23 protein-coding genes are annotated in these 26,228 nt (G+C 62.8%); 14 read left to right on the plus strand and 9 right to left on the minus strand.

Going from position 1 to position 26,228, the window contains the following annotated elements; all coding sequences use genetic code 11:
- Positions 1-465: 465 nt before the first annotated feature.
- Positions 466-2,580 carry a TonB-dependent receptor gene (locus tag SPYCW_RS17455; protein WP_052181951.1) on the plus strand — a complete coding sequence of 705 codons (2,115 nt, stop codon included), beginning with the start codon at positions 466-468 and terminating at the stop codon, positions 2,578-2,580.
- A gap of 307 nt (positions 2,581-2,887) precedes the next feature.
- Here SPYCW_RS17455 and SPYCW_RS17460 read toward each other — a convergent pair whose 3' ends face one another.
- The 8 genes from SPYCW_RS17460 to copC all read right to left on the minus strand — a co-directional run bounded on the left by SPYCW_RS17460 (position 2,888) and on the right by copC (position 11,121).
- The gene (locus SPYCW_RS17460; protein ID WP_037553287.1) at positions 2,888-4,165 is read right to left on the minus strand and encodes a hypothetical protein; all 1,278 of its coding nucleotides are present in this window, start codon (positions 4,163-4,165) and stop codon (positions 2,888-2,890) included.
- Between the two features lie 185 nt (positions 4,166-4,350).
- On the minus strand, positions 4,351-4,944 hold the full coding sequence (locus SPYCW_RS17465; protein ID WP_223181176.1) for a c-type cytochrome: 594 nt from the start codon (positions 4,942-4,944) through the stop codon (positions 4,351-4,353).
- A gap of 264 nt (positions 4,945-5,208) precedes the next feature.
- The gene (locus SPYCW_RS17470) at positions 5,209-5,685 is read right to left on the minus strand and encodes a YybH family protein (RefSeq protein WP_037553291.1); all 477 of its coding nucleotides are present in this window, start codon (positions 5,683-5,685) and stop codon (positions 5,209-5,211) included.
- A 52-nt stretch (positions 5,686-5,737) separates the two neighbouring features.
- On the minus strand, positions 5,738-8,059 hold the full coding sequence (locus SPYCW_RS17475) for a heavy metal translocating P-type ATPase (protein ID WP_120217858.1): 2,322 nt from the start codon (positions 8,057-8,059) through the stop codon (positions 5,738-5,740).
- A gap of 166 nt (positions 8,060-8,225) precedes the next feature.
- Positions 8,226-8,903, minus strand: coding sequence for a class I SAM-dependent methyltransferase (locus tag SPYCW_RS17480; RefSeq protein ID WP_003046415.1), 678 nt, complete (start codon positions 8,901-8,903; stop codon positions 8,226-8,228).
- A gap of 137 nt (positions 8,904-9,040) precedes the next feature.
- Entirely contained in the window at positions 9,041-9,730 is a 690-nt protein-coding gene (locus SPYCW_RS17485; RefSeq protein ID WP_003046411.1) for a helix-turn-helix domain-containing protein, read from the minus strand.
- A 32-nt stretch (positions 9,731-9,762) separates the two neighbouring features.
- A complete protein-coding gene (gene copD, locus SPYCW_RS17490; protein WP_003046408.1) occupies positions 9,763-10,731 on the minus strand; it encodes a copper homeostasis membrane protein CopD in 969 nt (322 codons plus the stop codon).
- 6 nt (positions 10,732-10,737) lie between these two features.
- Positions 10,738-11,121 carry a copper homeostasis periplasmic binding protein CopC gene (gene copC / locus SPYCW_RS17495; protein WP_011542702.1) on the minus strand — a complete coding sequence of 128 codons (384 nt, stop codon included), beginning with the start codon at positions 11,119-11,121 and terminating at the stop codon, positions 10,738-10,740.
- Between the two features lie 143 nt (positions 11,122-11,264).
- Here copC and SPYCW_RS17500 point away from each other — a divergent pair, with 143 nt between their 5' ends.
- From SPYCW_RS17500 to SPYCW_RS17545, 9 genes are all read left to right on the plus strand, one after another.
- Positions 11,265-11,531 carry a hypothetical protein gene (locus tag SPYCW_RS17500; RefSeq protein WP_003046403.1) on the plus strand — a complete coding sequence of 89 codons (267 nt, stop codon included), beginning with the start codon at positions 11,265-11,267 and terminating at the stop codon, positions 11,529-11,531.
- Positions 11,532-11,533: 2 nt separating this feature from the next.
- Positions 11,534-11,971, plus strand: a complete 438-nt coding sequence (locus SPYCW_RS17505) for a periplasmic heavy metal sensor (RefSeq protein ID WP_003046401.1) — start codon at positions 11,534-11,536, stop codon at positions 11,969-11,971.
- Complete coding sequence (locus SPYCW_RS17510; protein WP_003046398.1) at positions 11,968-12,552, plus strand: RNA polymerase sigma factor; 585 nt, start codon at positions 11,968-11,970, stop codon at positions 12,550-12,552. Before SPYCW_RS17505 ends, SPYCW_RS17510 begins: the two co-directional genes overlap by 4 nt.
- A 119-nt stretch (positions 12,553-12,671) precedes the next feature.
- On the plus strand, positions 12,672-14,507 hold the full coding sequence (locus SPYCW_RS17515; RefSeq protein ID WP_374046507.1) for a copper resistance system multicopper oxidase: 1,836 nt from the start codon (positions 12,672-12,674) through the stop codon (positions 14,505-14,507).
- Positions 14,504-15,715, plus strand: coding sequence for a copper resistance protein B (locus SPYCW_RS17520; RefSeq protein ID WP_003046391.1), 1,212 nt, complete (start codon positions 14,504-14,506; stop codon positions 15,713-15,715). The genes SPYCW_RS17515 and SPYCW_RS17520 overlap by 4 nt, the downstream gene beginning before the upstream one ends.
- Before the next feature lie 92 nt (positions 15,716-15,807).
- Positions 15,808-16,197, plus strand: a complete 390-nt coding sequence (locus SPYCW_RS17525; RefSeq protein ID WP_223181178.1) for a DUF305 domain-containing protein — start codon at positions 15,808-15,810, stop codon at positions 16,195-16,197.
- Position 16,198: 1 nt separating this feature from the next.
- Complete coding sequence (locus SPYCW_RS17530; RefSeq protein WP_003046385.1) at positions 16,199-16,723, plus strand: DUF411 domain-containing protein; 525 nt, start codon at positions 16,199-16,201, stop codon at positions 16,721-16,723.
- A 26-nt stretch (positions 16,724-16,749) separates the two neighbouring features.
- Positions 16,750-17,097, plus strand: coding sequence for a hypothetical protein (locus SPYCW_RS18855; RefSeq protein WP_003046382.1), 348 nt, complete (start codon positions 16,750-16,752; stop codon positions 17,095-17,097).
- Positions 17,098-17,338: 241 nt separating this feature from the next.
- Complete coding sequence (locus SPYCW_RS17545) at positions 17,339-19,810, plus strand: TonB-dependent receptor plug domain-containing protein (protein WP_003046379.1); 2,472 nt, start codon at positions 17,339-17,341, stop codon at positions 19,808-19,810.
- Between the two features lie 36 nt (positions 19,811-19,846).
- Here the strand turns inward: SPYCW_RS17545 and SPYCW_RS17550 are convergent, their stop codons facing one another.
- Positions 19,847-20,752: a LysR substrate-binding domain-containing protein gene (locus SPYCW_RS17550; RefSeq protein WP_003046376.1), complete on the minus strand. Its 906-nt coding sequence runs from the start codon at positions 20,750-20,752 to the stop codon at positions 19,847-19,849.
- A 55-nt stretch (positions 20,753-20,807) separates the two neighbouring features.
- On the opposite strand from SPYCW_RS17550, the gene SPYCW_RS17555 reads away from it, so the two are divergent.
- Genes SPYCW_RS17555 through SPYCW_RS17570 form a run of 4 tightly spaced genes read left to right on the plus strand, consistent with a single transcriptional unit; the run spans position 20,808 to position 26,053 of the window.
- Positions 20,808-21,878 (plus strand): amino acid ABC transporter substrate-binding protein, encoded by a 1,071-nt coding sequence (locus SPYCW_RS17555; RefSeq protein WP_003046368.1) that lies wholly within the window; start codon positions 20,808-20,810, stop codon positions 21,876-21,878.
- Positions 21,875-24,067 carry an ABC transporter permease subunit gene (locus SPYCW_RS17560; protein ID WP_223181174.1) on the plus strand — a complete coding sequence of 731 codons (2,193 nt, stop codon included), beginning with the start codon at positions 21,875-21,877 and terminating at the stop codon, positions 24,065-24,067. The genes SPYCW_RS17555 and SPYCW_RS17560 overlap by 4 nt, the downstream gene beginning before the upstream one ends.
- The gene (gene metC, locus SPYCW_RS17565) at positions 24,057-25,304 is read left to right on the plus strand and encodes a cystathionine beta-lyase (RefSeq protein WP_037553302.1); all 1,248 of its coding nucleotides are present in this window, start codon (positions 24,057-24,059) and stop codon (positions 25,302-25,304) included. The genes SPYCW_RS17560 and metC overlap by 11 nt, the downstream gene beginning before the upstream one ends.
- Positions 25,301-26,053: an amino acid ABC transporter ATP-binding protein gene (locus SPYCW_RS17570; RefSeq protein WP_037553304.1), complete on the plus strand. Its 753-nt coding sequence runs from the start codon at positions 25,301-25,303 to the stop codon at positions 26,051-26,053. Before metC ends, SPYCW_RS17570 begins: the two co-directional genes overlap by 4 nt.
- Positions 26,054-26,228 lie beyond the last annotated feature (175 nt).

Raw genomic sequence — 26,228 nt, forward strand, 5'->3', positions numbered from 1 at the left:
CGGAGTTGCGACGGCCGTCCGAAGTGCCTGGGTCAGGCGCCATCGAATCTCCGCGGCTAGGACCGGCATCAGAGCGAACAAATAGGCTTCCACGGGGAAGACCTGACCATAGGGTCAAGCGAGCGATTGCGTCACGTGCACGGCGCCGACCAAGGCTCCGACGAGGGGCAGAAGCGAAAAGCGCCGCTTCTGGATGAAGGTAGGAGCCTTTGGGCGTTCCGGATCAACTTCATCCTGGCGATCTGAACAAATCGGGGAGCCCAATTCCAATGGTTTTACGTCGCCCGAACCATTTTTGAGGGATGAGTCGTTCTGGTGCGTAATCAATGTCAGTAGGGGATGTTGGGTGCTTGAACTCGGAAGCCGTAAGCAGCGGTTTCCGGGCATGCATGTTTTTGTCCTCGACTTCCCCGAAACTCATTTGGGCTGCGCGAAAGGGCAGTTCTTCGAAACAGGGGAAGCATAATGAACAAATTATACTGTTATTCGTCGACGAAGCGCGCAATGCAGCGAAGCTCGATGGCGGCGATTGCGGTGGCGGTCGCGTTTCCCGCGCAGGCTCAGGAAGCCCAGTCGGACGGCCTCGCCGAGATCATCGTAACGGCGGAGAAGCGCGAGGAAAATCTGCAGTCCGTTCCCGTCTCGGTGACAGCGATGACCGGCGAGGCGCTTACGGCAACGGGCATATCAAACGTCGAAGACCTCCAATTTTTTGTGCCGGGCGTGTCGATCACCAACGATTCCATGGCGATCATCAATATTCGTGGAATTGGCACCTCGGCGTTCGGCGTTGCGACCGACCCCAGCACGACAGTCCATTATGACGGCGTCTACATCTCGCGCCCGACCACAAGCTATCAGGATTTGTTCGACGTCGAACGCATCGAGGTGCTGCGCGGACCGCAAGGCGTTCTCTTCGGTCGCAACTCCGCCGGCGGCACACTCAACATCATTTCCAAAATGCCTACGGAGGATTTGACTGGCGCGCTGGGGCTCACCGTCGGAAATTACGAGAAGCGCTCGCTGAGCGGCACGATTTCTGGACCGCTTGGAGCGGGCGTCCGAGGCCGCCTCACCTTGCTTGCCAACCAGCGCGACGGCATCTACCGCGACGTCGTCTCGGGACGGCGATACCAAAACGAAGATAATCTCGCTGGACGACTGACGCTTGCGATTGACGCGAGCGACCGTCTTGAGATCGTGTTGCGGGCGGATGCCAGCCGTGATCGCGAGACCGGCGCGCGGTCTGTTCGGCCCTTTTATCCGCAAGGCTTCGTCGATGCGGGGGCGACGATCCCGGCCAATGACAAAGAGGCCGCACTCGACCGCCTGCCGCGTTACGATGTCGATGCCTGGGGCGTGTCCTCGACCATGAACTGGGACGGCGGCCCGGTCACGCTCCGCTCGATTACGGCGCTGCGCAAGAGCAAGGTCGTCCAGGCGCTCGACGTTGACTCGACTGACCTCTTCCTCCGCGATATCGAATTTTACGAACGTTCCCGCAGTTTCACGCAAGAGTTCCAACTTCTCAACAACGATGCGGACAAGCTGCGCTGGATCGTCGGAGCATTCTATCTGAATGAAAAGGGCAACGACGAAATACGGATCATCGAACCGGGTCGTCGGCTCGCGATCCCGGAAAACAATACGACGAATGCATTCGCGCTCTTCGGACAAGCAAGCTACGAACTCATCGACCGCCTGCGATTGACCGGAGGGCTTCGATACTCATACGAAAAAAAGGATTTCGGATATCGTGTCCTGCTGAACGGAAATCAGGTCGATGCCGGTCAGCCCAAATCATCCTGGACCGCCTGGACTCCGAAAATTGGGATCGATTACGACCTTGCCGATGACGTCATGGCTTATGCGTCGGCAACCCGCGGGTTCAAATCGGGTGGATTCCAGCTGGGAGACGGGCGGCCTTTCCTCCCGGAGTATGTCTGGAGCTACGAAGTCGGCCTGAAGTCGACGCTCCTCGATCGCCGGCTTCGAGCTAATTTTTCCGCCTTCTATTATGATTACACCAATCTTCAGGTGGTCGAGTATAATAATGGCGTTGCCAGTACCACCAACGCCGGCAAGGCGACGATCAAGGGCGTTGAAGCGGAACTGATGGCACGGCCGTTCGATCGCCTGACGCTTACATCCACGATCGCTTATCTCGATGCGCGCTACGATGTCTATTTTGACGACGTCGGCGCAAGCCTCAAGGGCAAGCGGCTGCCGAACGCGCCGAAGTGGAACATCACTTTCGGCGGAGAATATAAGGCCTCCCTGGGCGGCGGAATGCTGACATTACGGACCGATATCTCCTGGCGCGACAGCGTCTTTTTCAAGCCCAGCAACAATCCGCTTTTTTCCGGAAACGCCACGACCCTTATAAATGGGCGTGTCACATGGCAGCCGGCGAGCGAAGCGTGGGAAATTGCGCTTTATGGCCGAAATCTCACCAACGAGCGCTATGTGAGCTATAGTACGATCGGGACGGACGCGACGGGTGTCTCGAACCCTACTCTTCCGCTCTACATCTACGGCGAGCCGCGCCAGTATGGACTGCAGCTGCGCTACTTTTTCTGAGGTTCCTCGTCCTGCGAGGTCCCCCGGCGACTCCCCTACGGTCGTCGGTCCCCCTGGGCGCTTGCGCCCGGGGGGAATACTTCCTCTGAACGCAGGACATGATATGTCCCTGTTCTCACCGGCGCCGTTACTTGAACGGCCCTGCTGATGGCACGATGAGCCGGGCAGTAAGATGGCACGAACAGATACGGGCTAGTCCCATCCTGAACGTCGGTAGCGCGCGCGATTTCGATGCCCGGCTTTCCCTGTGACGCCGCGAGGATGCAAAGACCAACTGCTTTCGGAGGCCTACGCGTCGTCGGCTGCCTCACGGCAATGGATGGGAGATCGCCTTGATCGCCTTCAGGCCCGTACCGAAGCGGGCAATGGCGACCCTGTTCTGTTCGAGCTCGGCGTAGGGCAGGTAGGAAATGTCGAGATCACCGATCCGGCTGAAAGCCGGGCGTCGGAGCTGAGCGCGGACATCGGCTTCTCGCGCATCGGGTGCAACCAGGAAAAGTGGCGTCGACAAATGAAGATTCTCGCTGCTCAGCGCGAGATCAAGCATGCGGACAATTCCGGAATAAATGGATGTCGAATGCTCCACTTCGAATGCCGCCGCGACCGTAGCCGTCGATTGCTCGAGCCATAAGATGTCGATCAGTCTTATGGCATCGCTTCCTTGAGCGGTTGCGATGGCATGCGGCAAGCTATCGAGGCATCGAGACCCGAGCGGCACACCCTCATGAAGGCGCCCCCGGTCATTTGCCGCTACCCAGACGTCATATCCAAGTGCAAGCCCGAGGTCCCGAAGCCAGGATTGGACTTCGCTATGCGTCCGGTCGGTCTCTTTCTGATTTGCAAGCCCCTTATCGAACTTGTCGGACTGTGAGCGCGTTTCATTCAGCAAGGCCATCCAATCGCGCGCATTTTCGCTCGAACCGCTGAGCGGTGGGGCTGGAAACCGTCCCGATCCGATATCGAACAGCAGCCCTCCTATCGCCCCCAAATCGTTGGAAAGAAGATCCCGGTAGCGATCGTTGAGATCCAGAATGCCCGCGCGCATCGCGAGAAAATGCTCCCAACTGCCAAGCTTCACATTCGCACCCGTTAGCGCGTTGTAGCCCTTTACGATTGCCGTATTGAACGGAGGCACAAGAGTGGGATGCAGAAAATAGAGAATGTTGGCCACCGCAGGACCCAACCCCTTGATCTTCTGTCTATCGATTGCGAGGATCCCGGCGACGACCTCCTCGGCGGTATCGCAACAGGAGCAATGGTGAAGAAGTCTGCCAAAAGCTCGTTGATTGTCGGCGTTCTCGTAGATGTCCGGGATTCGGAGTTTGGGCTTCCACAAGAAAGCATGATCCGCACCTTTGAAAATCTGTCGTTGCTCGGCGATTGAATGAACAATGATCTCCAATGACGAGCCCCGATATGCCGCTCCGAAGGTGCCGGCCTCAATTTCGGCGACGACCTGCGAGATGCCTCTTCTGATCGACCGAAAATTCTTCAGTCGCTCCTCCCACAGGAACCAGCTTTGATAGGTCGAGCCGGAATCGCCGCGCCAGCGCTCGATCAGTTCGCGAACAAGGTCGCGCTTCATGTTTATAGCCCCCGCTTGATCCATTCCGAATTGCTGTTTTCCACCTGCGGCTTGCCGGCCAAGACAGTTCGCTCGATTCGGCCCTTAGCGAAAGGCGAAACCTTCCGTCCCACCGGCAAGGTGGGCGGGAATGGAAGGTCGAAACGAGCCCGTTCACGCCCGGCGCTGCATAATTGTCGACGACCTCAGTGCCCTGCGTGTTCGCCCGCTCCGCTTGGTTTCTGACTCGCGCCTTCCGCCTCTGTCATGCCCTTCATCATCGCGTCATGGTCCATTGGCGCATTCTGCGTAATAGCCTGATATTGTGCCGGCGACAGGCCAGGGAGTTTTCGGACAAACGCGACCATATCCCAGATGAGACGATCATCATGCGTTTTCCCCCAGGCCGGCATGGCGGTCATCTTGATGCCATGCTTGATGATCCAGAATTGCTCCGCAGCCGAACGTTCCGAACCTTTGAACAAGACGGGCGCTTGCGGATACAGCCCTTGACTCATTTCGGTCTTTTCCATCCCGGGCGCGAGATGGCAGCCGCTGCACATCTCGGTATAGAGACCTGCGCCCGACGCGATCCGCGCCGGAGCCGCCAAATCTGCCGGCACCGCGATCGATCCGGATCGCGCTGCGATGGACTTCTCCCTGAATGTTTCGATGACGCTGTAAGTCAGCCGGTTATGGGGGGCATCGGCCGCTATATTATATAGGCCGAGATAGACGGTGATCGCACCCGCGCCCGCTATCAGGGCCACCGCCAGCAGCGTGAACGTCACGCTCGGCATATGCTTTCGGAAATCGAAAGTTCGAAATCGCTCCATTATCTATCTCCCGCATAACAGGCCTTGAGCTTTGCAGCCGAACGCAATGCGGCGGCTGTTCAACAGATGATACGCACCCCAACAGCTTTGCCCTTGTCACAGACGAGGCAGGCGTTTCCGTACTTGCCGCGACGAGCCATTTCAGGGTGCCCACACCCGCTCGGGCTCATGCGTCCTGCTAGGTGTGGGTTCGGAGAGATCGTGAGGACTAGCCCCTTTTTTGCCCGCTCAGCTGCCACCCGCCGGTCGCACCTTCGGCTTGCGTGAGGAGCTGTGGAGATTGAAGATCTGCCACTTTCCGTTGTCCTGTTTGAGGACACTCGTAGCGACGCCATCCCGTTCGATGGTCTCGCCGCTCGCGAGCACAATCGAGAAGCTGTAGGTCTCGGTTGCGATCGCGATATTTCCTTCGCCGCGAACCGAAATCTTGTAATTGCGGAAGGTGAAGGATTTGAATTCCTTGAGTTCGGGACCCAGGTGATGGTCGCGATAGTGGGCGAAATTCCCTTCAACGCCGCCGGATTCGAATATCTGGGCGTCTGGCGAAAAGAGGGCCTCGACGCCGGTCAGGTCCAGTTTCTCCATCGCCGATTTATACTGCGCGAGCGCTGCCGCCGCGCCCTGAAAATCCGCAGGCTCGGTCGCCTGAGCCGGGACGGCCACCAGCATGGCCAATGCGATTGCTGTAATCGTCAGTCGTCTCATATCATTTCCCCTTGTTGTGCCGACACTTCACGAGTGCCTCCCGTGGTTTCGATCAGATTCTGGCAAAGCGCAGCCGCAAAGAATTGGCAATGACGCTGACGGACGAGAGTGCCATTGCAGCGGCGGCAATGACCGGCGAGAGCAATAGTCCGAAAATCGGATAGAGCACGCCCGCAGCGACGGGAATCCCGGCGACATTATAGGCGAAAGCGAAGAAGAGATTCTGACGGATGTTCGCCATCGTCGCATGGCTGAGATGCCGCGCCCGCACGATGCCCAGAAGGTCGCCGCGCAGTAGCGTCACACCCGCGCTTTCGATGGCGACATCGGTTCCCGAGCCCATCGCGATGCCGACGTCGGCGGCGGCGAGCGCGGGGGCGTCGTTGACCCCGTCGCCGGCCATGGCGACGATCCGGCCCTCTTCGCGCAGCCGCTGCACGACCGCGCTCTTCTGGTCGGGGAGGACATCGGCCTCGACGTCGTCGATGCCGAGGCGCCGCGCGATCGCCTCGGCGGTGACGCGATTGTCGCCGGTGAGCATGATGACCTTGATTCCGGCTTCGCGCAGCGCAGCGAGCGCGTCGCCCGTCGTTTCCTTGACGGGGTCGGCGATGGCGATGACCCCGGCCGCCTTGCCATTGACCGCGATGTAAATCGCCGTCGCGCCGTCTGTGCGAAGGCGGTCGGCTGCCTCGGTGAGCGCGCCCAGATCGACGTCATATTCTTCAAGAAAGCTCGCATTGCCGAGGACTATCGCCTTGTCGTCGACGACCCCGACGATACCCTTGCCGACCGGCTGGTCGACCCCCGATGGCTCGACCAGCGCGAGGCCCCGGTCCTCGGCGGCCTTGACGATCGCGGCCGCCAATGGATGTTCGCTGCTGCGCTCGAGGCTCGCGGCAATCCGGAGCAGATCCTGCTCCTCGAAGCCGCCGGCGACTTCGATGGCGACGACCGAGGGTCTGCCTTCGGTCAGCGTCCCGGTCTTATCGACGACGAGCGTGTCGACCTTCTCCATCCGCTCAAGCGCCTCGGCATTTTTGATCAGCACGCCGGCTTCGGCGCCGCGCCCCACGCCGACCATGATTGACATTGGCGTCGCGAGGCCGAGCGCGCAGGGACAGGCGATGATGAGCACCGAGACGGCGGCGATAAGGCCATAGGCCATGGCGGGCGCGGGCCCCAGAAGCGACCAAACAACGAAAGCGACAATGGCGACGACGATGACGCCGGGCACGAACCAGCCCGAAACGGTATCGGCGAGACGCTGGATCGGCGCCCGGCTGCGCTGCGCGTCGGCGACCATTTGTACGATCCGCGCGAGCATCGTGTCGCGCCCGACCTTCTCGCTGCGCATGAGCAGGCCGCCCGTCTGGTTGATCGTTCCGCCGATCAGCGCCGCGCCGGCCGCCTTGGTCACCGGCATCGATTCGCCCGTGACCATCGATTCGTCGACCGTGCCGCGGCCTTCTACGACGATGCCATCGACGGGGACTTTTTCGCCCGGACGGATGCGCAGCATGTCGCCGACCGCGACTTCCTCGAGCGCTACCTCCTCGTCGCTTCCATCGCTGCGGACGCGCCGGGCGAGCTTCGGTGTCAGGTCAAGGAGCGCGCGGATCGCGCCGCTCGTCGTCTCGCGGGCCCTGAGTTCGAGCACCTGCCCGAGTAGCACCAGCACCGTGATGACCGCGGCGGCCTCGAAATAGACCGCGACCGAGCCATCGGCGGCGCGGAAGGCTGCCGGGAAGATTTGCGGGAGAATCGCCGCGATCATGCTGTAGCCCCAGGCAACGCCCGTCCCCATCGCAATGAGGGTGAACATGTTGAGGCTCTTGTTGCGGATCGAGAGCCAGGCGCGCTCGAAGAAGGGCCAGCCCGCCCATAGAACGACGGGGGTCGCGAGCAGCATCTGGACCCAGTTGTTCGTCTGGCGGCCGACATATTGGTGGAGGCCTGTCAGATGGCCGCCCATTTCGAGCGCAACCACCGGGAGTGCGAGAAGGAGCCCGATCCAGAAGCGCCGCCGCATATCGCGATATTCTTCGCTGGGGCCGCCCGATGCTGTCGGCATGACGGGCTCGAGTGCCATGCCGCAGATCGGGCAGCTTCCGGGGCCGGCGCGCTGGATCTCGGGATGCATCGGGCAGGTCCAGATGGCGCCTTCGGGTGCATCGGCTGCGGCCGGCTCGCGTTTTGCGGCATAAAGATCGGGATCGGCCTCGAATTTGGCGAGGCAGCCTGCGCTGCAGAAATAGTGATGCTTGCCGCTATGCGTCGCGATATGAGGTGTGGTGGCCGGATCGACCATCATGCCGCAGACCGGATCAGTCGTGCTCCCGCTGTCTTTTTCTGCGCCCTGATGATCGTGCATCGCCGCCGCTCCCGTATGTGTCGGATGCCCGCCTCGCGGCGGGGCGGTCCAAACGCCACCGGTCGAGTTCGCCGTTGGCGTCGTTCCTGGCGGTTCCAGAATGGAGCCGCTTCTATCGATACGCAAGAAGAGCGGTTATCCCTTGGATTTTCTTTGCCCCGTGCCGTCAGGTCCCGGGCTTTCGGGCCTCGATGATCCCGATCGCACCGGTTGGCGTGCGGAACGTCTCAAGCTCGCGAACATCGCAAAAGCCTGCCTCTCTCATCAGCACCGGGAGCAATCCATCGGCGTTGGGCTGGGTGTCCTGGACGCCGTCGAGCTGCTGGATCGTGAGGCGGAACAACAACCGCATGAGGCGGCTGCGCTGTTCCCCATAGTCGGCAACATAGAGTTTGCCGCCCGGCGCGAGCACCTGCCGGGCCTCGCGTAGCAGACGTGCCTTTTCCTCAAGCCCGACCTGATGAAGGACGAGGCAGATCGCAATCTTGGCAGGCGGGGGCCAGTCATCGATCGCCGAAGCCGCGAAAAAGCCAACTCGAAACTCCGGCGGTGGAACAATCTGCGCGGTCTTCGTTCGGGCAATTCGCGTCGCTGCCTCGTCGGGGTCGAAACCAAGATAGCGGACGTCCCGGCTATGGCGAGCGATCGCCAGCGCAAGATTTCCCGTACCCGAGCCGATATCGAGAATGACGTCACCCTCGCCGAGCGCCATATGGCGAACGAGACGGTCGCGCCACACGCGCTCGCGCGTTGTCACCGCGACGCCGAAATCATAAAAGGGCGTCAGGAAGTGATATCCTGCCGCTGGCGTGTAGGATCTTGCTACGGGTTTCGGGTCGGGCATGGCCGTCTCCTTTCGACGCTTTGGCTTGCCGCCGGATTGCGGCCGCAATCGCCGGTCTCGACGAGACGCTTAAGGGCAAACAGGCGCGGCAGTCTTGAATGTTTCGCCGGGGCGACGCGGTGCGAGGCGCATCCGGCTCAGGGCACGATTTCGAACGCGAAGGCACTAAGGCCGGCCGAAGGCGTCACGCCTAGCCATTGAGCGCAGCGGCGCGTGAAGTGCGACTGATCGGCGAAGCCTCCCGCCGCCGCGGCGTCGGCAAGACCTCCGCCGCCGACCAGCGTCCGCACGGCGCGTTGAAGCTGGAGCCATTGCAGCAATTTGGCCGGAGGCACGCCGAAGTCGCGGCTGACGATTTCGCGGAGGCGCGAGGGCGAAAGGCAGGCGACGTCGGCCAAGGCGCGCGCGGTCGACAAATCGTCAGGGGCCGCGAGCACTTCGGACAGGCGGGCATCCACCGGACGCGCCTGCGAGCGGTCGAGATAGTCGGACGCCCAGCGCTTCGCGTCCGCGCCGCTTGCGATGTCACCTAGTCCGGCTGTCTCTATCGGCGTCAACAGGACAGGCGCCGATCCGGCGGACAGCCGGGTGCCGGCACGAAAAAGCGGGTCGAGATAAAATGACCGCACGAGGGCGCCCGGCGGCCCGAGGCGGTGCCGGACATGCGACGCTATCGCAATGGCGTGTCCGGCGGGAACTATCAGGTCGGCATCACCGGAAATTTCGAGGTCGCGTTCGATGGCGAGGCTGATCTGGTGCGCCACATGGTTATGGGGACGGCTGCTCCCGATGCGCGCGTCAATGAGCGCCCAGCCGGTCCCGAGCATGATCGAACCCGACCAAGAGGCGGTGCTTGGGGTCAAACCGGATCGGCGGTGACGAAGGGTTCGAGCGTACCGAACCAGGCAACCAGCGCGAGTATGGCGAGCGCGGCCGACGCTTCGATGATGAGGCTTCTGCGCATGGCTGCAATCGCGAGGTCGGGGTCGGCGTCGACATTGTCGGTATCGGTCCCCGGGACGGCGGCCGCGAGCGCCGGGGTCAGCCGCCAGCGGTTCGCCGCCGCGAGCGCCAGCATCAGTCCGAACAGCGCAAGCTTGGCGAGAAGCAATTGTCCATAGGGCGAGCCGAGGGAACGGCCGAGATTCTCGGCGCCGACGATCATCTGGCTGTTGACGAGGCCGGTGGCGGCGATGACGAGGACGCAGATCGTACCGACGCGCGAGAATTGATCGAGGCTCCGCGCCGCAATTTGGAGTCCGCCCGGCCATTCGCGGACACGACGTGGTGAGATCAGGATCAGGAAGGCGCCGATCGCGCCGATCCAGACCGCCGCTGCAATCAGGTGCAAGATGTCGCTGATCCGGTGCACGGTGCCTGCGGCGCCTTCGGTCGCGCCGGCGTGGCCGGACCAGACCAGACTCGCGACGGCCACCGAGCCCGCGGCCGCGAGTACGGCGGCCGAAGTTGTCGGCCAGCGGACCATCCAGATCGCGACTCCCAGCGCGAGCAGCAGCGCTGCGCTCCGGTAGACCCAGGCTGTGCCGACCTCGGTCTCGCGAACAAGGTCCCAAAAAGGCTGGAGTTCCAGGGAGAGGAGCCCCACACCCTGCATCGAAGCCGCGAGCACGCCCATCCCCAAGATGGAGAGAAGCAGTCCGGCGGCGCAGAGCCATCGCTCTGCGCGCCAGATCGAGGCCATCATCGACTGCGGCGCAAGGCGTTCGCTCCGTGTCAGCGCAAAAAGCGGGAACGCAGCAAGGCCGGCGATGAGCATCAGGTCCGCATAAAGTGCGAACCTGATGCCGATCAGAACGGGGTCCCCCACCGTCTTTTACTTTACGGTGAAGCTGAATTCGCTGCCCATGCGGTGGGTATCAGCGCCCGCCGCCGACCATGTGACCTTGTAGGTTCCGGCTGTCAGCGGCCGCTTGAGCATCAGCATCGCCGACTTGCCCTCTTTGCCCATCATCGACGAGTAAGGCACCTTCATCGGGGCATGATTGGCCATGCCGGGCATGCCGGTCATGACCAGCTCGGTCTTGAGGGTCGAGGCGACGATCTTTTCGTTGAACTGAAGATTGACCGACGTGACCTTCGAAACGGTCGAATTGGCGGCGGGCGTCGAGCTGACGAGCTTGGTGTGCGCGCTTGCCGTGGCCGGCATGAGAAGCAGAGCGAAAGCCGCCGCTGCAGAGGGGAGAAGAGACTTGAACATGAACACCTCCAAATGCGTGTCTGTCCTGCTAATACGCAGGATATCGGCATGGCCCTCAAATATTCCGGAATAATATTCTGGTGTGAGGGGTGAGGCGCTTCGGCGCGTATGTACAATGATGGAAAGGTTTGAAGAGACGATCGATGGATAAGGAGCTTCGCATTTTGAACAGGATCGATCTGCCCGCAGCGCTCGATGCGCTCGATGATCGCATCATGGGCGCATTGGCGATCCGCCGGCGCGAAGCGGTAGCGATGCGCCGCCTGATGGCGCTCGCGGCCTTTGTCTCGCTCGGCGGCGGTGTCTTTGCGGGGAGTGCGATTTCCCAGCCGGCGGTCGCGGCAAGCCCCCTGACCCCATTCGGCCCGCCTAGCGCATTGGTGCCTTCCACCTTGCTGGATGTACAGTAGCGATGCCGTCGCGCCGTCTTCTTCTCTTGGGGCTCATTGCCTTCGCCGCGGCGATTGCCGGCGTGTTCATCGGCCGTCTGGTAGCCGATGCGCCCAAAGCCAGCGAAACCGAACTTCATGCGCTTCTCCACGGCCAACTCGACCTGACCCCGGAGCAGGAAAAGAAACTCGAGCGGATCGAAGCCGACTTCGCCGGTCGCCGCCAGGCGCTCGAACTCGAGATGCGCGCCGCCAATGTCCGGCTCGCGCAGGCGATCGAAGCCGAGCATGGCTATGGACCGCGCGTCACCGAGGCGATCGACGAGACGCATGAGGTGATGGGGACATTGCAGAAGGAAACGCTCCAGCATCTCTTCGCGATGCGCGGGGTTCTCAACCCCGATCAAGCGGAAATGTTCGACAAAAGCGTGGTCAAGGCGCTGACCGCCGATGCGCGGTGAGCGCCGACCTATCGCAATGTAGCGACCAGGATCTGGCGGCCTTTGCGCGCGCGCACCGCGAAGACGCCTATCGCGAGTTGCTGCGCCGTTACAAAACGGGCGTCTACCGGCTCATCGTAAAGCAGATCGGCGATGCCGACGAGGCGATGGATTTGACGCAGGAGACGTTCGTCTCCGGCTTTTCGGCGCTCGATCGCTATGATGGCGAACGCCCCTTCCGCACATGGATCGCCCGTATCGCGCTCAACAAATGTCGCGACTGGGCACGACGGCGAAAGGTGCGCGCCTTTTTCTCCCGCGCGCTCCCGCTCGAAAATGCGCATCACGTAGCAAGCGATGGTCCTGGGCCCGATTCCGCGGCGACCGACAGGCGAGAGCTCGCCAGGGTTCGCGGGGCGATCGATCAGCTGCCGCAGAATTTGCGCGAAGTGTTGCTCCTCCGCGGTGTCGACGAGGTCAGCCAGGCCGAAACAGCGGTCATTTTGCGGGTCAGCGAGAAAACAGTCGAAACGCGCCTCTATCGAGCGCGGACCAGGCTCCGGGAATTGCTCGCGGGAACATCTGCGAGCGCCGAGGGTTGAGGGTTCGACCGCTCGTTCAGGCGGCATCTCCTCATCGTCCGGCATTTTTATTGAGGGGCAGGCGTGCCGCCTGCGTATAGCTTTAGGAACAGTCAGTAACGGTCGGAAAGAATATGCAGATGGAAAGGCGTCGGTTCGTCAGTGGAGCTTTGGGTGGAGGGGCTGCTGCGGCGATGGCCGCATGGTTCCCGGCCTGGGCCCAGCCGGTGTCGTCCGGCATCACCGCGCCGCTTCCGACCGTATCCGGCAATGACATAACGCTGCGCATCGCGCGCCAGACGATGCGCATCGACGGCAAGGTCAGTCGCGCGATCGGGATCAACGGCACCGTGCCCGCGCCGCTCGTCCGGCTGAAGGAGGGACAAAACGCGCGCCTCACCGTCGTCAACGATCTCGACGAGGACAGCTCGATTCACTGGCACGGCCTGATCCTGCCGTTCCAGATGGACGGCGTGCCCGGCGTCAGCTTCCCCGGGATCAAGCCGCGCTCGAAGTTTGTCTATGAATTCCCGGTCGTTCAATCGGGGACCTATTGGTATCACAGCCATTCGGGGCTTCAGGAACAGCTCGGCCATTATGGCCCGATCGTCATCGATCCCGCGGGCGCCGACCCGATCGGCTACGACCGCGAGCATGTCGTCGTCCTGTCCGACCACAGTCAATTGTCGCCCGAGGCGATCTTCCGCAAGCTCAAGGTCAATCCCGGCCATTTCAACATGCAGCGCCAGACGCTGGCGGGCCTGCTTGCCGGCAAGGATCAACCGCTCAAGGAGCGGATCGATTGGGGCAAGATGCGGATGGACCCGACCGACGTCGCCGACGTCAATGGTTCGACCTACACCTTCCTCGTCAACGGCCATGGTCCGCGCGACAACTGGACCGCGCTCTTCAGCCCCGGCGAGCGGGTACGCCTGCGCATCGTCAATGCGTCGGCGATGACGATCTTCAACGTCCGTATCCCGGGCCTCAGGATGACCGTCGTCCAGGCTGATGGGCTCAATGTCGTGCCGACCGAAATCGACGAGTTCCAGATCGCGGTCGCCGAAACCTATGACGTCATCGTGACCCCGGTCGAGGACCGTGCTTATACGCTCGTTGCCGAGGCCAATGACCGCTCGGGCATGGGACGCGCGACGCTCGCACCGCGCGCTGGCATGGTCGCCGAGGTGCCGCCGCTCCGCGAACGGCCGCTCGCGACCATGAAGGACATGGGCATGGGCGACATGTCGGGCGGCGCGATGGCGGGTATGGACCATTCGGGCGGCGATATGGGCGCCATGCCCATGCCGGCGAGCGACCCTTCTTGTCCTCCCGAACATGCCAAGATGGGCCATTGTACGCCAGCGGGGGAAAGCGGCGCGATGGCGGGCATGGATCATGGATCTGGCGGAGGCATGCAGCACAGCATGCGCGACTTCAGTGTCGCGCCGCAGGTCAAGCGCGATCCCAGCGTTCAGACGATCTCGCCGATGCCGATGGATCGCATGGGCGAGCCGGGGCAGGGACTGGAGAATGTCGGGCACAAGGTGCTGACCTACCATGACCTTGTCGCGCTCGAGCGCAACCCCGATACCCGCGCCGCCTCGCGCTCGCTCGACATCCATCTGACCGGCAATATGGAACGCTTCATGTGGTCGTTCGACGGCATCAAGATGTCCGACTATCACGAGCCCATCCCCTTCATCGAGGGAGAGCGCGTGCGGATCAACCTCATCAACGATTCGATGATGAGCCACCCCATCCACCTCCACGGCCATTTTTTCGAACTGGTGACGGGCAAGGGCGACCGGTCGCCGCGCAAGCATACGGTGCTTGTCCAGCCGGGCGGCATCGCGAGCTTCGATTTCACCGCCGACGCGCTCGGCGACTGGGCGTTCCATTGCCACCTTCTCTATCACATGCACGCGGGGATGATGCGCGTCGTCAGCGTCCGTCCGAAGGGAGACGGCGAATGACCCGGGTCGCGCTTCTCCTCGCGGGTATCGCCCCGCTGGCCTTTGCTGTGCCCGCCGCGGCGCAGTCGATGGATCATTCGATGCATGGTGCGGCGCCCGCGCCGACACCCGCTCCCTCGCCAACGCCAGCACCCGTAGCGCAGTCCGCGCCCGAAGCGCCCGCCGAAGGGTCGATGGAGCAGATGGACCATGGGAACATGCAGGGCATGGACATGGAACCCGAGGCTTCAAGCTGCCCGCCCGAACATGCGGCGATGGGTCATTGTACGCCTGAGGCGGAAGCTCCAGGCAAGGGCGCTTCGGACATGGGTGCGATGGATCATGGCGCACCGCAGCCGTCCGATCCCGATTGCCCGCCCGAACATGCCAAAATGGGCCATTGCACCCCGAAGGGCGGATCTGCGGACGCGATGGCGGGAATGGAAGGCATGGCGACCACGAGCAGCGCTAGCGGCACCGATTTGCCGCCGGGCGATGCTACCGCGCCTGCGCCTCCCGGCGACTGGTATGCCGATCGCATTTATCCCCAAGCCGAAATGGAGCATTCGCGCCACGACATGATGAAAGAGAATGGTGCGCAGACCATCGCTTTCATCAGCTTCAACCTTGCCGAATATCAGGCGCGCAAGGGCCGCGACGGGTTCCGCTGGGACGGTGAGGCTTGGTACGGCGGCGACATTAACCGGCTGACGATCAAGAGCGAAGGCGAGGGCGTGTTCGGCGAAGGCATCGAGAGCGCCGAGGTACAGGCGCTCTACAGCCGGGCGATCGGACCCTATTTCAACGCGCAGGCGGGTATCAGGCAGGATCTTGGGCCCGGCCCCGACCGCACCTATGCGACGATCGGCTTCGAGGGGCTCGCCCCCTATTGGTTCGAAGTCGAGGGCGCGCTGTTTCTTTCGAACAAGGGTGATCTGCTCGCCCGGCTCGAAGGCTATTACGACCAGCGCATCACCCAGAAACTGATCCTCCAGCCGATGGCGGAGGTCAATTTTGCGCTCCAGGATGTCCCCGAGACCGGCGTTGGTTCGGGGCTTTCGGATTTCGAGCTCGGGCTTCGCCTGCGTTACGAGGTCGTGAAGGAATTCGCGCCTTATGTCGGCGTCGAATGGGCGCGCAAGGTCGGCGATACCGCGCGTTTTGCCCGCGCCGCGGGCGAGGATGCGAGCGGCGTCAGCTTCGTGATGGGGGTGCGGGCCTGGTTCTAGAAGTTTCGCGGGGTGGCGACACGTCGAGGAGAAATGCCGTGAAACCAGCCTATCGCAGCCTCGCGCTGCAGACGATCGTCAGCGGCGTCATCATGTATCTGGTGATGTTCGTCATGATCGACCGCCTCTCGAGCTTCTACAATAATCTCAACATGCTCTACATGACGCTGATGATGGTCTCGCCGATGGTCGTGCTGATGATCGTCGCAATGCCGGGCATGTTCCCGTCGAAACGTCTCAATACGTTCCTGCTGCTGGGATCGGCAGTTGCCTTCTTCGGGAGCTTCGGGCTCATCCGGACACAGACGACGATCGGCGACACGGCCTTCTTGCGTTCGATGATCCCGCATCACTCGGGCGCGATCCTCATGTGTGAACAGGCTTCTCTCAAAGATGCCGAGATACGCGAACTCTGCCGCGGCATCATCGCGGGGCAGGCGGCCGAAATCGAACAGATGAAATCCATTCTCGCGAGGAAATGACATGAAAAATCTGATGACGCGCCGTCATCTTTTCGGCCTGATTGCGGTCGGATCGGGGATGGCGCTTGCGGCATGCAATTCTGCCTCGGGCCCGGCGGCGACCAGCGATAAGAATGGCGCGGCGCCCGCGCCGGGCGCCGAGACGTCCAGCCCCAAGCGAATGCTCGTTTATCGCGATCCCGAATGCGGCTGCTGCGAAGCTTGGGCGGATATCGCACGCAAGGCCGGTTATGATGTGACTGTCGAGAACCGCGCTGACATGGCCGCCGTAAAGACGCGATATGGTGTGCCTGGCCAGCTGGCGTCGTGCCACACGGCCGTGATCGGCGGCTATGCGATCGAGGGTCATGTGCCGATGCGGCATGTTGCGAGACTCCTCCACGACAAGCCACGCGACATTCGCGGAATCGCCGTGCCCGGCATGCCGCGCGGTTCTCCGGGAATGGAAATGCCGGACGGAAGCGCGGACGCATTCGAAGTGATGGCATTCGGCAGCGACGGCAAGGTTTCTGAATTCCGCGCATGACCTGCCGACACGAAGAGGAGACAGATATGACGAGATTCATTCCCCTAGCGAGCGCCGCCGCGCTGATATTTGCTCTGGCAGGATGCGGCACTGAGCCCGCGCAGCAGAGCGACGTCACACCGGAACAGAGTGAGGTCACTGCCGGTGAGCCGCCCGCAATGGTCGAGACCATGCCCGTAGCGGACGAGCCGCCCGCCGCGTCTGCCCCGGCGGCGCCGACCGAAGAAGCGATGCCTCCGGAGAAATCCCGCCCCAAGCAAGAACCCGCCGCGAAGGCCGCTGTGCCGCCGCGGGCAAAGGCCGCGCCGGAAGCGCCGAAACCTGTCGAACCCGAACCCGATCCTCATGCCGGGCACGATATGGACAAAAAATAAGGAGCATGTGCCGACGCGGCATGTCGCCCGGGCGGTCGAGGACAAGCTGCGCGAAGTGTCCGGCATCGCCGCGCCCGGCATGCCGCGCGGTCGGGCGCTGCTCGATGCCGCAGCGAGAGATATAACCATATGGAATAACCATCTCGTTTATAGCGATGAGTGGTGATTATTTCTGGTCATGCCAAGGCCGCGAAGATAGCTCGGTGGCGAAGCCGAGAGCTTTCGCAAATGGGAGGGGACCATGAGAAAATTGCTTCGCACGAGTGGCTCGATTATCGCCGTCCTGGCAGGCATGTCGGCCGCCGCCGCCTTCGCGCAGGATAACGCCAAAGAGGCGCCGGGGCCAGGCGCGTCGCAGGGCGAAATCGTCGTGACGGGTACGCGGCGGAACGATCTCAAGGCGGCCGATTCCGCTCAGCCGATCGACATCATCACCGGTGCCGAACTGCTCGAAAAGGGCACGGCCGACATGAATGATCTCCTGCGCACCGAGGTCCCGTCGCTCAATGTCCAGCGCCTCGTCAGCAACGACGGCGCCGTTTTTACCCGGCCTTTCTCGCTGCGCGGCCTGCCGCCGGACCAGACGCTGGTGCTCGTGAATGGCAAGCGGCGCCATCGCGGCGCGACGGTCCAGTTCACCAATGTTCCCTATATCCGGGGATCGCAGGGACCCGATCTTTCGGCGATCCCGTCGATCGCGATCGGCCAGCTCGAGGTTCTGCGTGACGGCGCGTCGGCGCTCTATGGATCGGATGCGATCGCCGGCGTCCTCAATTTCGGTCTGCGCCGCGACCGCGAAGGCGGATTGCTGATCGCCCGCTATGGCCAATTCTATAAGGGCGACGGCGAGGATTTCCTCGTCCAGGGCAATGTCGGGCTTCCCTTCACCGACGCCGGTTTCGTCAACATCAGCGGCGAATATGTGAACGCCAGCACGACGTCGCGCGGCATTCAGCGTCCCGACGCGCAGGCGCTCATCGATGCCGGCGTTCAGGATGTCCCGGTCCCGGCGCAGCGCTGGGGAAATCCCGAATCCGAGGCGGCGCGCATCTTCGTCAATGCCGGCATCGAACTGTCGGACGAGATGGAATTCTACACCTTCGGCAACTATAGCTGGAGCCGCGGCACGACGGCCTTCTTTTACCGCAACCCCGATGCCAGCTTCATTTCCACCTCGATTCCGCTCACCAATACGCCCGGAGGACAGCGGTTCAGCTTCCGCCAGCTCTTTCCCGGCGGTTTCACCCCGGATTTCGGTGCCACGGTGACCGATGCGGCGCTGGCGGCCGGCCTCAAGGGCGAATTCTCCTCGGGCCTGACCTATGACCTCAGCGCTTCCTATGGTCAGAACCATGCTTCCTACCGGATCGAAAATACGGTCAATCCGTCGCTTGGCCTCGCGTCGCCGACCTCCTTCAAGCCGGGGCAGCTCGAGCAGCGCGAACTCGCTTTCAATCTCGATCTCACTTACCCCATCGCGATCGGCACCTCCGATCCGCTGACGCTTGCAGGCGGTCTCGAGTATCGGCGCGAGACATATGAGATCACGGCCGGCGACATCGCATCATGGCAGGTTGGTCCTTTCGCGTCGGTCATCGATCCCGATACCGGAAACCGCGTCGGACTGCCGGTCGGCTCGAACGGCTTCCCGGGCTTCAGTCCCATCCAGGCGGGCGAGTTCGCGCGCAGCAACTGGGCCGCCTATACGTCGCTCGAAGGCAATCTCACCGACGCGCTCCAGTTCGGCCTTGCCGGCCGCTACGAGAATTACTCGGACTTCGGCTCGAAATTCACCTGGAAGATCAACGGGCGATATGATTTCTCGGACGTCTTCGCGGTGCGCGGATCGGTCAACACCGGCTTTCGGGCGCCGACGCCGGGCCAGTCGAACGCCTCGCAGGTCCAGACCAACATCGACTCGATAACCGGGGCGCCGCTGACCGCAGGCATTATCGCGCCCAACAATCCGGTGGCGCAATTCTTCGGCGCGACGCCGCTTCGGCCCGAGAATTCGTTCAACGTCGCCGGCGGCATCGTGGTGAAGCCCTCCAATCGCATCACCTTCACGCTCGACTATTTCAACATCAAGGTCGAAGACCGGATCGCCGTATCGGGCAATTTCAATCTCACCCCGGCGCAGCGTGCGCAGCTCGCGGCGCTTGGCATTCCCGGTGGGGATTCCTTCCAGCAGGTGAGCTTCTTCACCAATTCCTTCGACAGCCGCACCCAGGGCGTCGATGCGGTGCTCACCGTGGGCTTCGACCTCGGCGACGGCAAGGCCACGCTCGGCCTCAACGGCAACTATACCAAAACCGATGTCATCAAGGCCTCGCCGGTGATCACTGCGGACCGCGAGCGGCTGCTCGAACTCGAGGGCTTCGTTCCGAAGTGGAAGGGCAATGCGTCCTTCACTTATGCGGGCGAGCGCTTCGGCTTCGTCGCGCGCGCGAACTATTATGGCAAATGGACCGACTATGGCGCCGCACCGGCTGCCGACCAGACGGGCGGCGCCGAACTGCTGGTCGATCTCGAGCTGTCCTACAAGGTTAGCGACATGCTCAAGCTCGCGGTCGGCGGCGAGAATATCTTCGACAATTACCCCGACGTCGAGGCGCGGCAATCCCAGATCAACAACGGGATCCGATATCTCCGCTTCGCGCCGACGGGGTTCAACGGGGGCTTCTGGTACGTCCGCGCGACCGCCTCCTTCTGATCGGTGGCCGTGAGGGCCGTGCGGCGTCTTGTGTCTTCAGCTGGCGTCGGAGCCGAACATCGCGTCGCGGTGGGATTCGAGCACCGCGATAAAGGCCGCAGCGACTTGGGACATCGGCCTCAACTTCGGCGTGAAGAGCATATATTCGAAATGGACCTCCGGCGCGAAATCACGGACCGTAAGGCCCCGCTCGGCATAATCCGCTGCGGTCACGGGGTTGAGAATCGAACATCCGACCCCCTGCATGACAAGCGCGCAGATGGTCATCGCATATTGGGTTTCGATGACCATCTCGCGGTGGACGCCCGCGTCCTCGAAAATGCGGTCGATGCGGTGACGCACGCCGTCCTCGAGCGCGAGCGAAATGAAGGGCTCGCCCTCGAGATCGGCCGGCCGGATGACGTCCTTGACGGCCAAGCGGTGGCCGGCAGGGAGAACGCAGGCGCCGGGGCAGCGCAGGAAGCGCTCCATCCTTATGCCGGGCAATTCGCGCGCCGGCGTCGCGAGCCCGATGTCGAACTGCTGGTTCGCCATCCATTGCCGCACCGTCGAGGAACTGCGGGTCTGGAGCTGAACGGTGACGCCGGGATGTGTCTCGCGAAAGGCCGCGATCACACGCGGCAGGAAACTGACCGCGAGCGCCGGAAGGGCGGCGATCCGGAGCGTGCCGGTCGCCATGTTGCGGATGTCTTCCGCTACCCGCTTCAGGGCCGCAATGCCCGAGAAGCTCCGCTCGACTTCGTAGAAAAAGGCGTCGGCTTCGGGCGTCACGGTGAGCGCGCTGCCGCGCGAACGCAGGAAGAGCTGAAAGCCCAGCTGATGCTCGAGCTCGGCAAGCATCTTGCTCACCGCGGGTTGCGACAGGTTGAGCGACTGCGCGGCCTGGGTGACCGATCCCGAGAGCATCACGGCCCTGAAGGCTTCGAGGTGACGCAGGTTCATCGGACATCGCTCCCTATAGCTATTTCTTATGGCGCTAGCATTGAAAGCCTCGTTTATGAATAGGTCGCACGCATCGCGCCGCTGGTTACCGGCGCTGCTCGCCGCAGGCGCCCTGTTACTCGGCGGCTGCGGCCGCGAGCCCGCCGGCACCGGTGGGCATGAAATCGCCGCGGCGAAGGGATCGACGCTTGCGCGGATTCGCGCGCGCGGAACGCTCAATTGCGCAATTCATACGGGGCAGCTCGGCATGTCCTATCTCGACAAACGCGGACGCTGGCAGGGCTTCTTCGTCGATTACTGCCGGGCGCTCGCCGCTGCGGTCCTCGGCGATGCCCGCAAGGTCCGGTTCATGCCGGTCGCCTCGAACAAGCGCTTCACGATCGTGCAGACGGGCGAGGCCGACGTCCTGTCGCGGACGACGACATGGACGCTGACGCGCGACACCGACCTCGGGGTGAATTTCGTCGGCACCATGTATTATGACGGGCAGAGCTTCCTGGTGCCCCGGCGATCGGGTGTGCGGCTTCCGACGGATCTCGATGGCGCATCGATCTGCATCACCAAGGGGACGACCTCCGAACTCAACACCGCCGAATATTTCGAGCGCAAGGGGCTGCGTTTCCAGTCCGTCGTGTTCGAGAATCCCGAGGAAGCCAAGCTCGCCTTCTTTGCCGGGCGGTGCGACGCAATGACCACCGATGCCTTCACGCTGACGGTGATCCGCCTGGCCGACACCGCGCATCCCGACGATTATGTGGTGCTGCCCGAGCGGCTCACCAAAGAACCGGTCGGCCCAGTCGTGCGCAGCGACGACGAGCAATGGTACGAGATCAACAAATGGGTGCTGAACGCGCTCTTCGCTGCCGAGGAAATGGGGGTCACCCGCGCGAATGCCGCGCGCATGCGGATGGCCTCGCGCGACCCTGAAGTGCGCAAGATGCTCGGCGGCTTGCCCGGATTCGGCAAGTCGCTCGGCCTTGACGATGACTGGGCGTACCGGGCAATCGAGGCGACCGGCAATTATGGCGAAATCTTCGACCGGCACATTACGCCGCTCGGCGTCGAACGCGGACAGAATAAGCTCTATCGGGACGGCGGGCTGATCTACCCGTTGCCGATGCGATGACTCATAAACACAGGCGGCTTGCCATCGCTGCGTTACCCTGGCTGCTGATCGCGGGCGGGCTTGTGGTCGCCTACGGCCTGTTTGCGACATTGGCGGACAATCTCGCGGACCGAAACATCCGGACGGGGTTCGGTTTCCTGTTCGACCGGGCGGGTTTCGCGATTGGCGAAACGCTGATTGCTTACGCGCCGGGCGATTCCTATGCCGCGGCGCTGGCGGTGGGTCTTCTCAACACGCTCCTGATATCGGCGCTCGGCATCATCTTCTCGACCTTGCTCGGCCTCGCGGTCTGCATGGCGCGCCTGTCGTCCAACTGGCTGCTTGCGAGGCTCTCCGGCCTTTATATCGAGCTGGTTCGCAATATTCCGCTGCTGCTCCAGATGTTCGTCTGGTACGCCGCGCTGCTGTTCGGTCTGCCCGGACCCGGCCCGGGCGCCGTCGGACCGTTCGACCTCGATAATCGGGGATTGCACCTCCCCGCGCTCTCCTTGGCCGATCCGGGACGGCCGGTCTTTCTCATCGCGATCGTCGCCTGTGCGATCCTGCTGGGTGCCGTGCGGCGAGGAGCCGTTCGCACGCGCACTGCGCTGGCCTTCGCCGGCATCTCCCTGGTGCCGCTCTTGCTGTGGGGCGGGATCGATCTGCCGCGGGCGGGGCGCTTCGGAACCGTCGGCGGATTGTCGCTCTCCACGGAGTTTCTGACGCTGGTCGCCAGCCTTTCGGTCTATGCCTCGGCCTATCTGGCCGAGATATTCCGCGGCGCGATCCTCGCCGTTCCCGCAGGGCAGAGCGAGGCCGCCAAAGCGCTCGGCCTGTCGCCCGCGCAAACAATGGGACGGATCGTGATGCCGCAAGCGCTGCGCATCGCCATACCGCCGATGACGAGCTGGCATCTCAACACGATCAAGAACAGCTCCCTGGGGGTCGCGATCGGATATCCCGAATTTGTCTCGGTGGTCGATACCGTCATCAGTCAGACAGGGCAGGCGATCGAGGGCGTCGGCCTGATCGTCGCGACCTTCCTGCTGCTTTCGCTATCCTTGTCGTTCGTCACCGGCCTCTATGCCCGCCAGTTGGGCTGGAGCGTCGCCGGGCAGCCCGGCCGGAGCATCCAGTCGGCGCCCCTCGAACCCTTTCCGCTGCGCTCGGCGACCGCCTGGCCGTCGTGGATACGGCGCAATCTGTTCAGAGGAGGACGCCAGTCGATACTCACCATCGCGATCCTCGCCATGACCGCGGCTTTCGCCGGCAAGGGGCTCTCGTGGCTGCTGTTCGACGCGACCTTCGCCGGGGGCGCGGCCGATTGCCGTTTGGCCAGCGGTGCTTGCTGGCCATTCCTCCGCGAAAATGCGCGGCTGATATTGTTTGGCACCTATCCCGAAGCCGAGCAGTGGCGGTCCGCAGCAGCGGCGGCCGCGCTGCTTTCATGCCTTGCCTTCTCCTTCGTCCCGCGATTCTGGCGCAGCCGCCTCGGGCTTGTCTGGCTCGGCGCAATCGCCGTGGCGGTACTTCTGCTACGAGGAGGATTCGCGGGCCTTTCCTATGTCCCGATGGAGAAGTGGAGCGGCCTGCCGGTCACATTGCTGCTCGCGAGCCTTGCGGTGGTCGGCGCTTTTCCATTGGCTATACTCCTCGCGTTCGGCCGCAGGTCGGCGCGGCGCGGCATTCGCTGGCCGAGCGTCGCCTTCATCGAGCTGGTTCGCGGAACGCCGCTGATCGGAGTGCTCTTCCTCGCTGCGGTCCTGTTCCCGCTGTTCGTGCCCTCCTATCTCTCGATCGACAGCCTGCCGCGCGTCCAGCTCGCGCTCATATTCTTCACTGCCGCCTATATGGCCGAGGTCATCCGGGGCGGCCTGCTGGCGGTTCCCGTCGGGCAAGCCGAGGCCGCGCATGCTCTTGGCCTCACCAAATGGCAGGCGCGGCGCCATATCCTGTTGCCGCAGGCGCTGAAAGTCAGCGTGCCGGGGCTGGTCAACACTTCGATCAGCGAGGTCAAGAACACGACGCTCGTCCTCATCGTCGGCGTCTTCGATTTGTTGCAGACGACCCGCCTCTCCTACGTCGAGGCGCAATGGCGACCCTATTTCGCCGAAGCCTATCTTTTTACCGGGACAATCTTTTTCCTCCTCTGTTTCTCCCTGTCCCGGCTCAGCATGAAGATCGAACGGAAACTAAACTATGCAGGATAATCACGACAGAAAATGGCCCGGGGAGCCGGCAAGCCCGAAAGGGCACGCCTGGCAGGACCCGACGCGTGCCGTTCACGGCGGTCCCCGCCCGCGCGATCAGCGGGGCCTCATCAATCCGCCCGTCGATCGAGCCTCCACCATTATCTACGGCAGCGTCGAGGCCTATATGGACCGGCACCAGGGTCTCTACGATGAGGTCATCTATGGCCTGTACGGAACGCGAACGACCTTTGCGCTCGCCGAGGCCGTCAGCGAACTCGAAGGCGGCTGCGCCACCGTCATCACCTCGTCTGGAACCAGCGCGATCGCGCTAGCCCTCACGGCTTTCGTGGCCGGGGGCGATCATCTGCTCGTTGCGGATTGCGTCTATGGGCCGACCCGCAAGTTTCTGACCGACGTTCTCGCGCGCTTCGGGGTCGAGGTGGAATATTTCCGGCCCGATATCGGAGCGGAGATTGCCGGGCTGTGCCGCAGCAACACCCGGCTCATCTACATGGAGACCCCGGGCTCGCAGACATTCGATATGATCGACGTCCCCGCGATCACGGCGGTTGCACGCAGCCGGGGCATATTGACCGCTCTCGACAACACCTGGGCGACGCCGCTTTTCTTCAAACCGTTGGCCCATGGGGTCGACATCTCGCTTGCTTCGGCAACCAAATATCTCTCGGGGCACTCCGACTGTCTGCTCGGCACGATGACCGCCGCCAGCGATGCCGTCTACCGCCAGCTCAAGGATGCGGCGGCGCGCTGGGGCAACTGCGCGAGTCCCGACAATTGCTATCTCGTCCACCGGGGCATCAGGACGCTCGATGCCCGCCTTGAACGCCACCAGCGTACCGCGGCGACGCTGATCGAATGGTTCGCCCAGCAACCCGAAGTGGTCGCGGTCCGCTATCCGGCCCATCCTTCCGATCCCGGCCATGCGATCTGGAAGCGGGATTTCACCGGAGCGTCCGGATTGTTCGGTGTTCAGCTCGATGGTCTTACCCCTCCGGAAACCAGCGCCTTTTTCAACGAATTCTCGCTGTTCCAGCTCGGTTCGAGTTGGGGCGGCTTCGAAAGCCTCGCGGTTCCGGCGTGGCCCGCTCCGATCCGCGATTTTCCCAATGGCGAGGCAGATGGGGCGCTGATCCGTATTCACGCCGGCCTCGAAGCGCCGCAGGATCTGATCGCCGACCTCGCCGCAGCCTTCGCGCGGGTACGGGCGATACGCGGCCGGGGGCAGGCGTCATGACCGATGCCTCGGGCCACGCGGCCGTCAGCTTGCGGCAGGTCGACAAATATTATGGCGCCTATCATGCCCTCCGCTCGATCGACCTCGAAATCGCCCCGCGCGAGCGGATCGTGATTTGCGGCCCTTCAGGCTCCGGCAAATCGACGCTCATTCGCTGCATGAACAGGCTCGAGGTGCCCGACTCCGGTGCCGTCCTGATCGAGGGAACCAGGATAACCGACGCGTCGCGAGAGGCCGTTGCGGCGCTCCGCGCCATTGGCATGGTTTTTCAGCAGTTCAATCTGTTCCCGCACAAGACGGTGCTGGAGAATTGCACCCTCGCGCCCGTCCTGCTCGGCGGCTTGTCTCTTCCGGAGGCGGAGGCGCGCGCCATATCCTATTTGGACAAGGTGAGGATTGGCGACCAGGCGGGCAAATATCCGGGGCAGCTCTCGGGAGGGCAGCAACAGCGGGCCGCGATAGCCCGCGCTCTGGCGATGGAGCCCCGGATTCTTCTCTTCGACGAGCCGACATCGGCGCTCGATCCCGAGATGATCAAGGAGGTACTCGATGTGATGACGTCCCTTGCCGGCGAAGGACGGACGATGGTGTGCGTGACGCACGAAATGGGATTCGCGCGCGAGGCGGCCGATCGCATGCTTTTCATGGATCAGGGCCAGATCATCGAAGACGCAAGGCCGGCAGATTTTTTCGCCGCGCCGAAAAGCGAACGCGCACGGACCTTTCTCGAACAGATACTTTCGCATTGAGCGGCTCAAGTCGGTCGCGCCCCCAAGCTGTGCCGACCCACTTAATCATGTCATTTCATAAGCAAGCCGAGGGAGGGGCCCGCCGGCTCCTTGCGCGAAAAGGCTCAGGCCGGAAAAAATTTCAAAATTGATGAGGGGTAGAGCTTTGGGGTGCGTATCTAGTAGGTATCGTGCG

Source organism: Sphingopyxis sp. EG6, assembly GCF_003609815.1.
Lineage (GTDB): Bacteria > Pseudomonadota > Alphaproteobacteria > Sphingomonadales > Sphingomonadaceae > Sphingopyxis.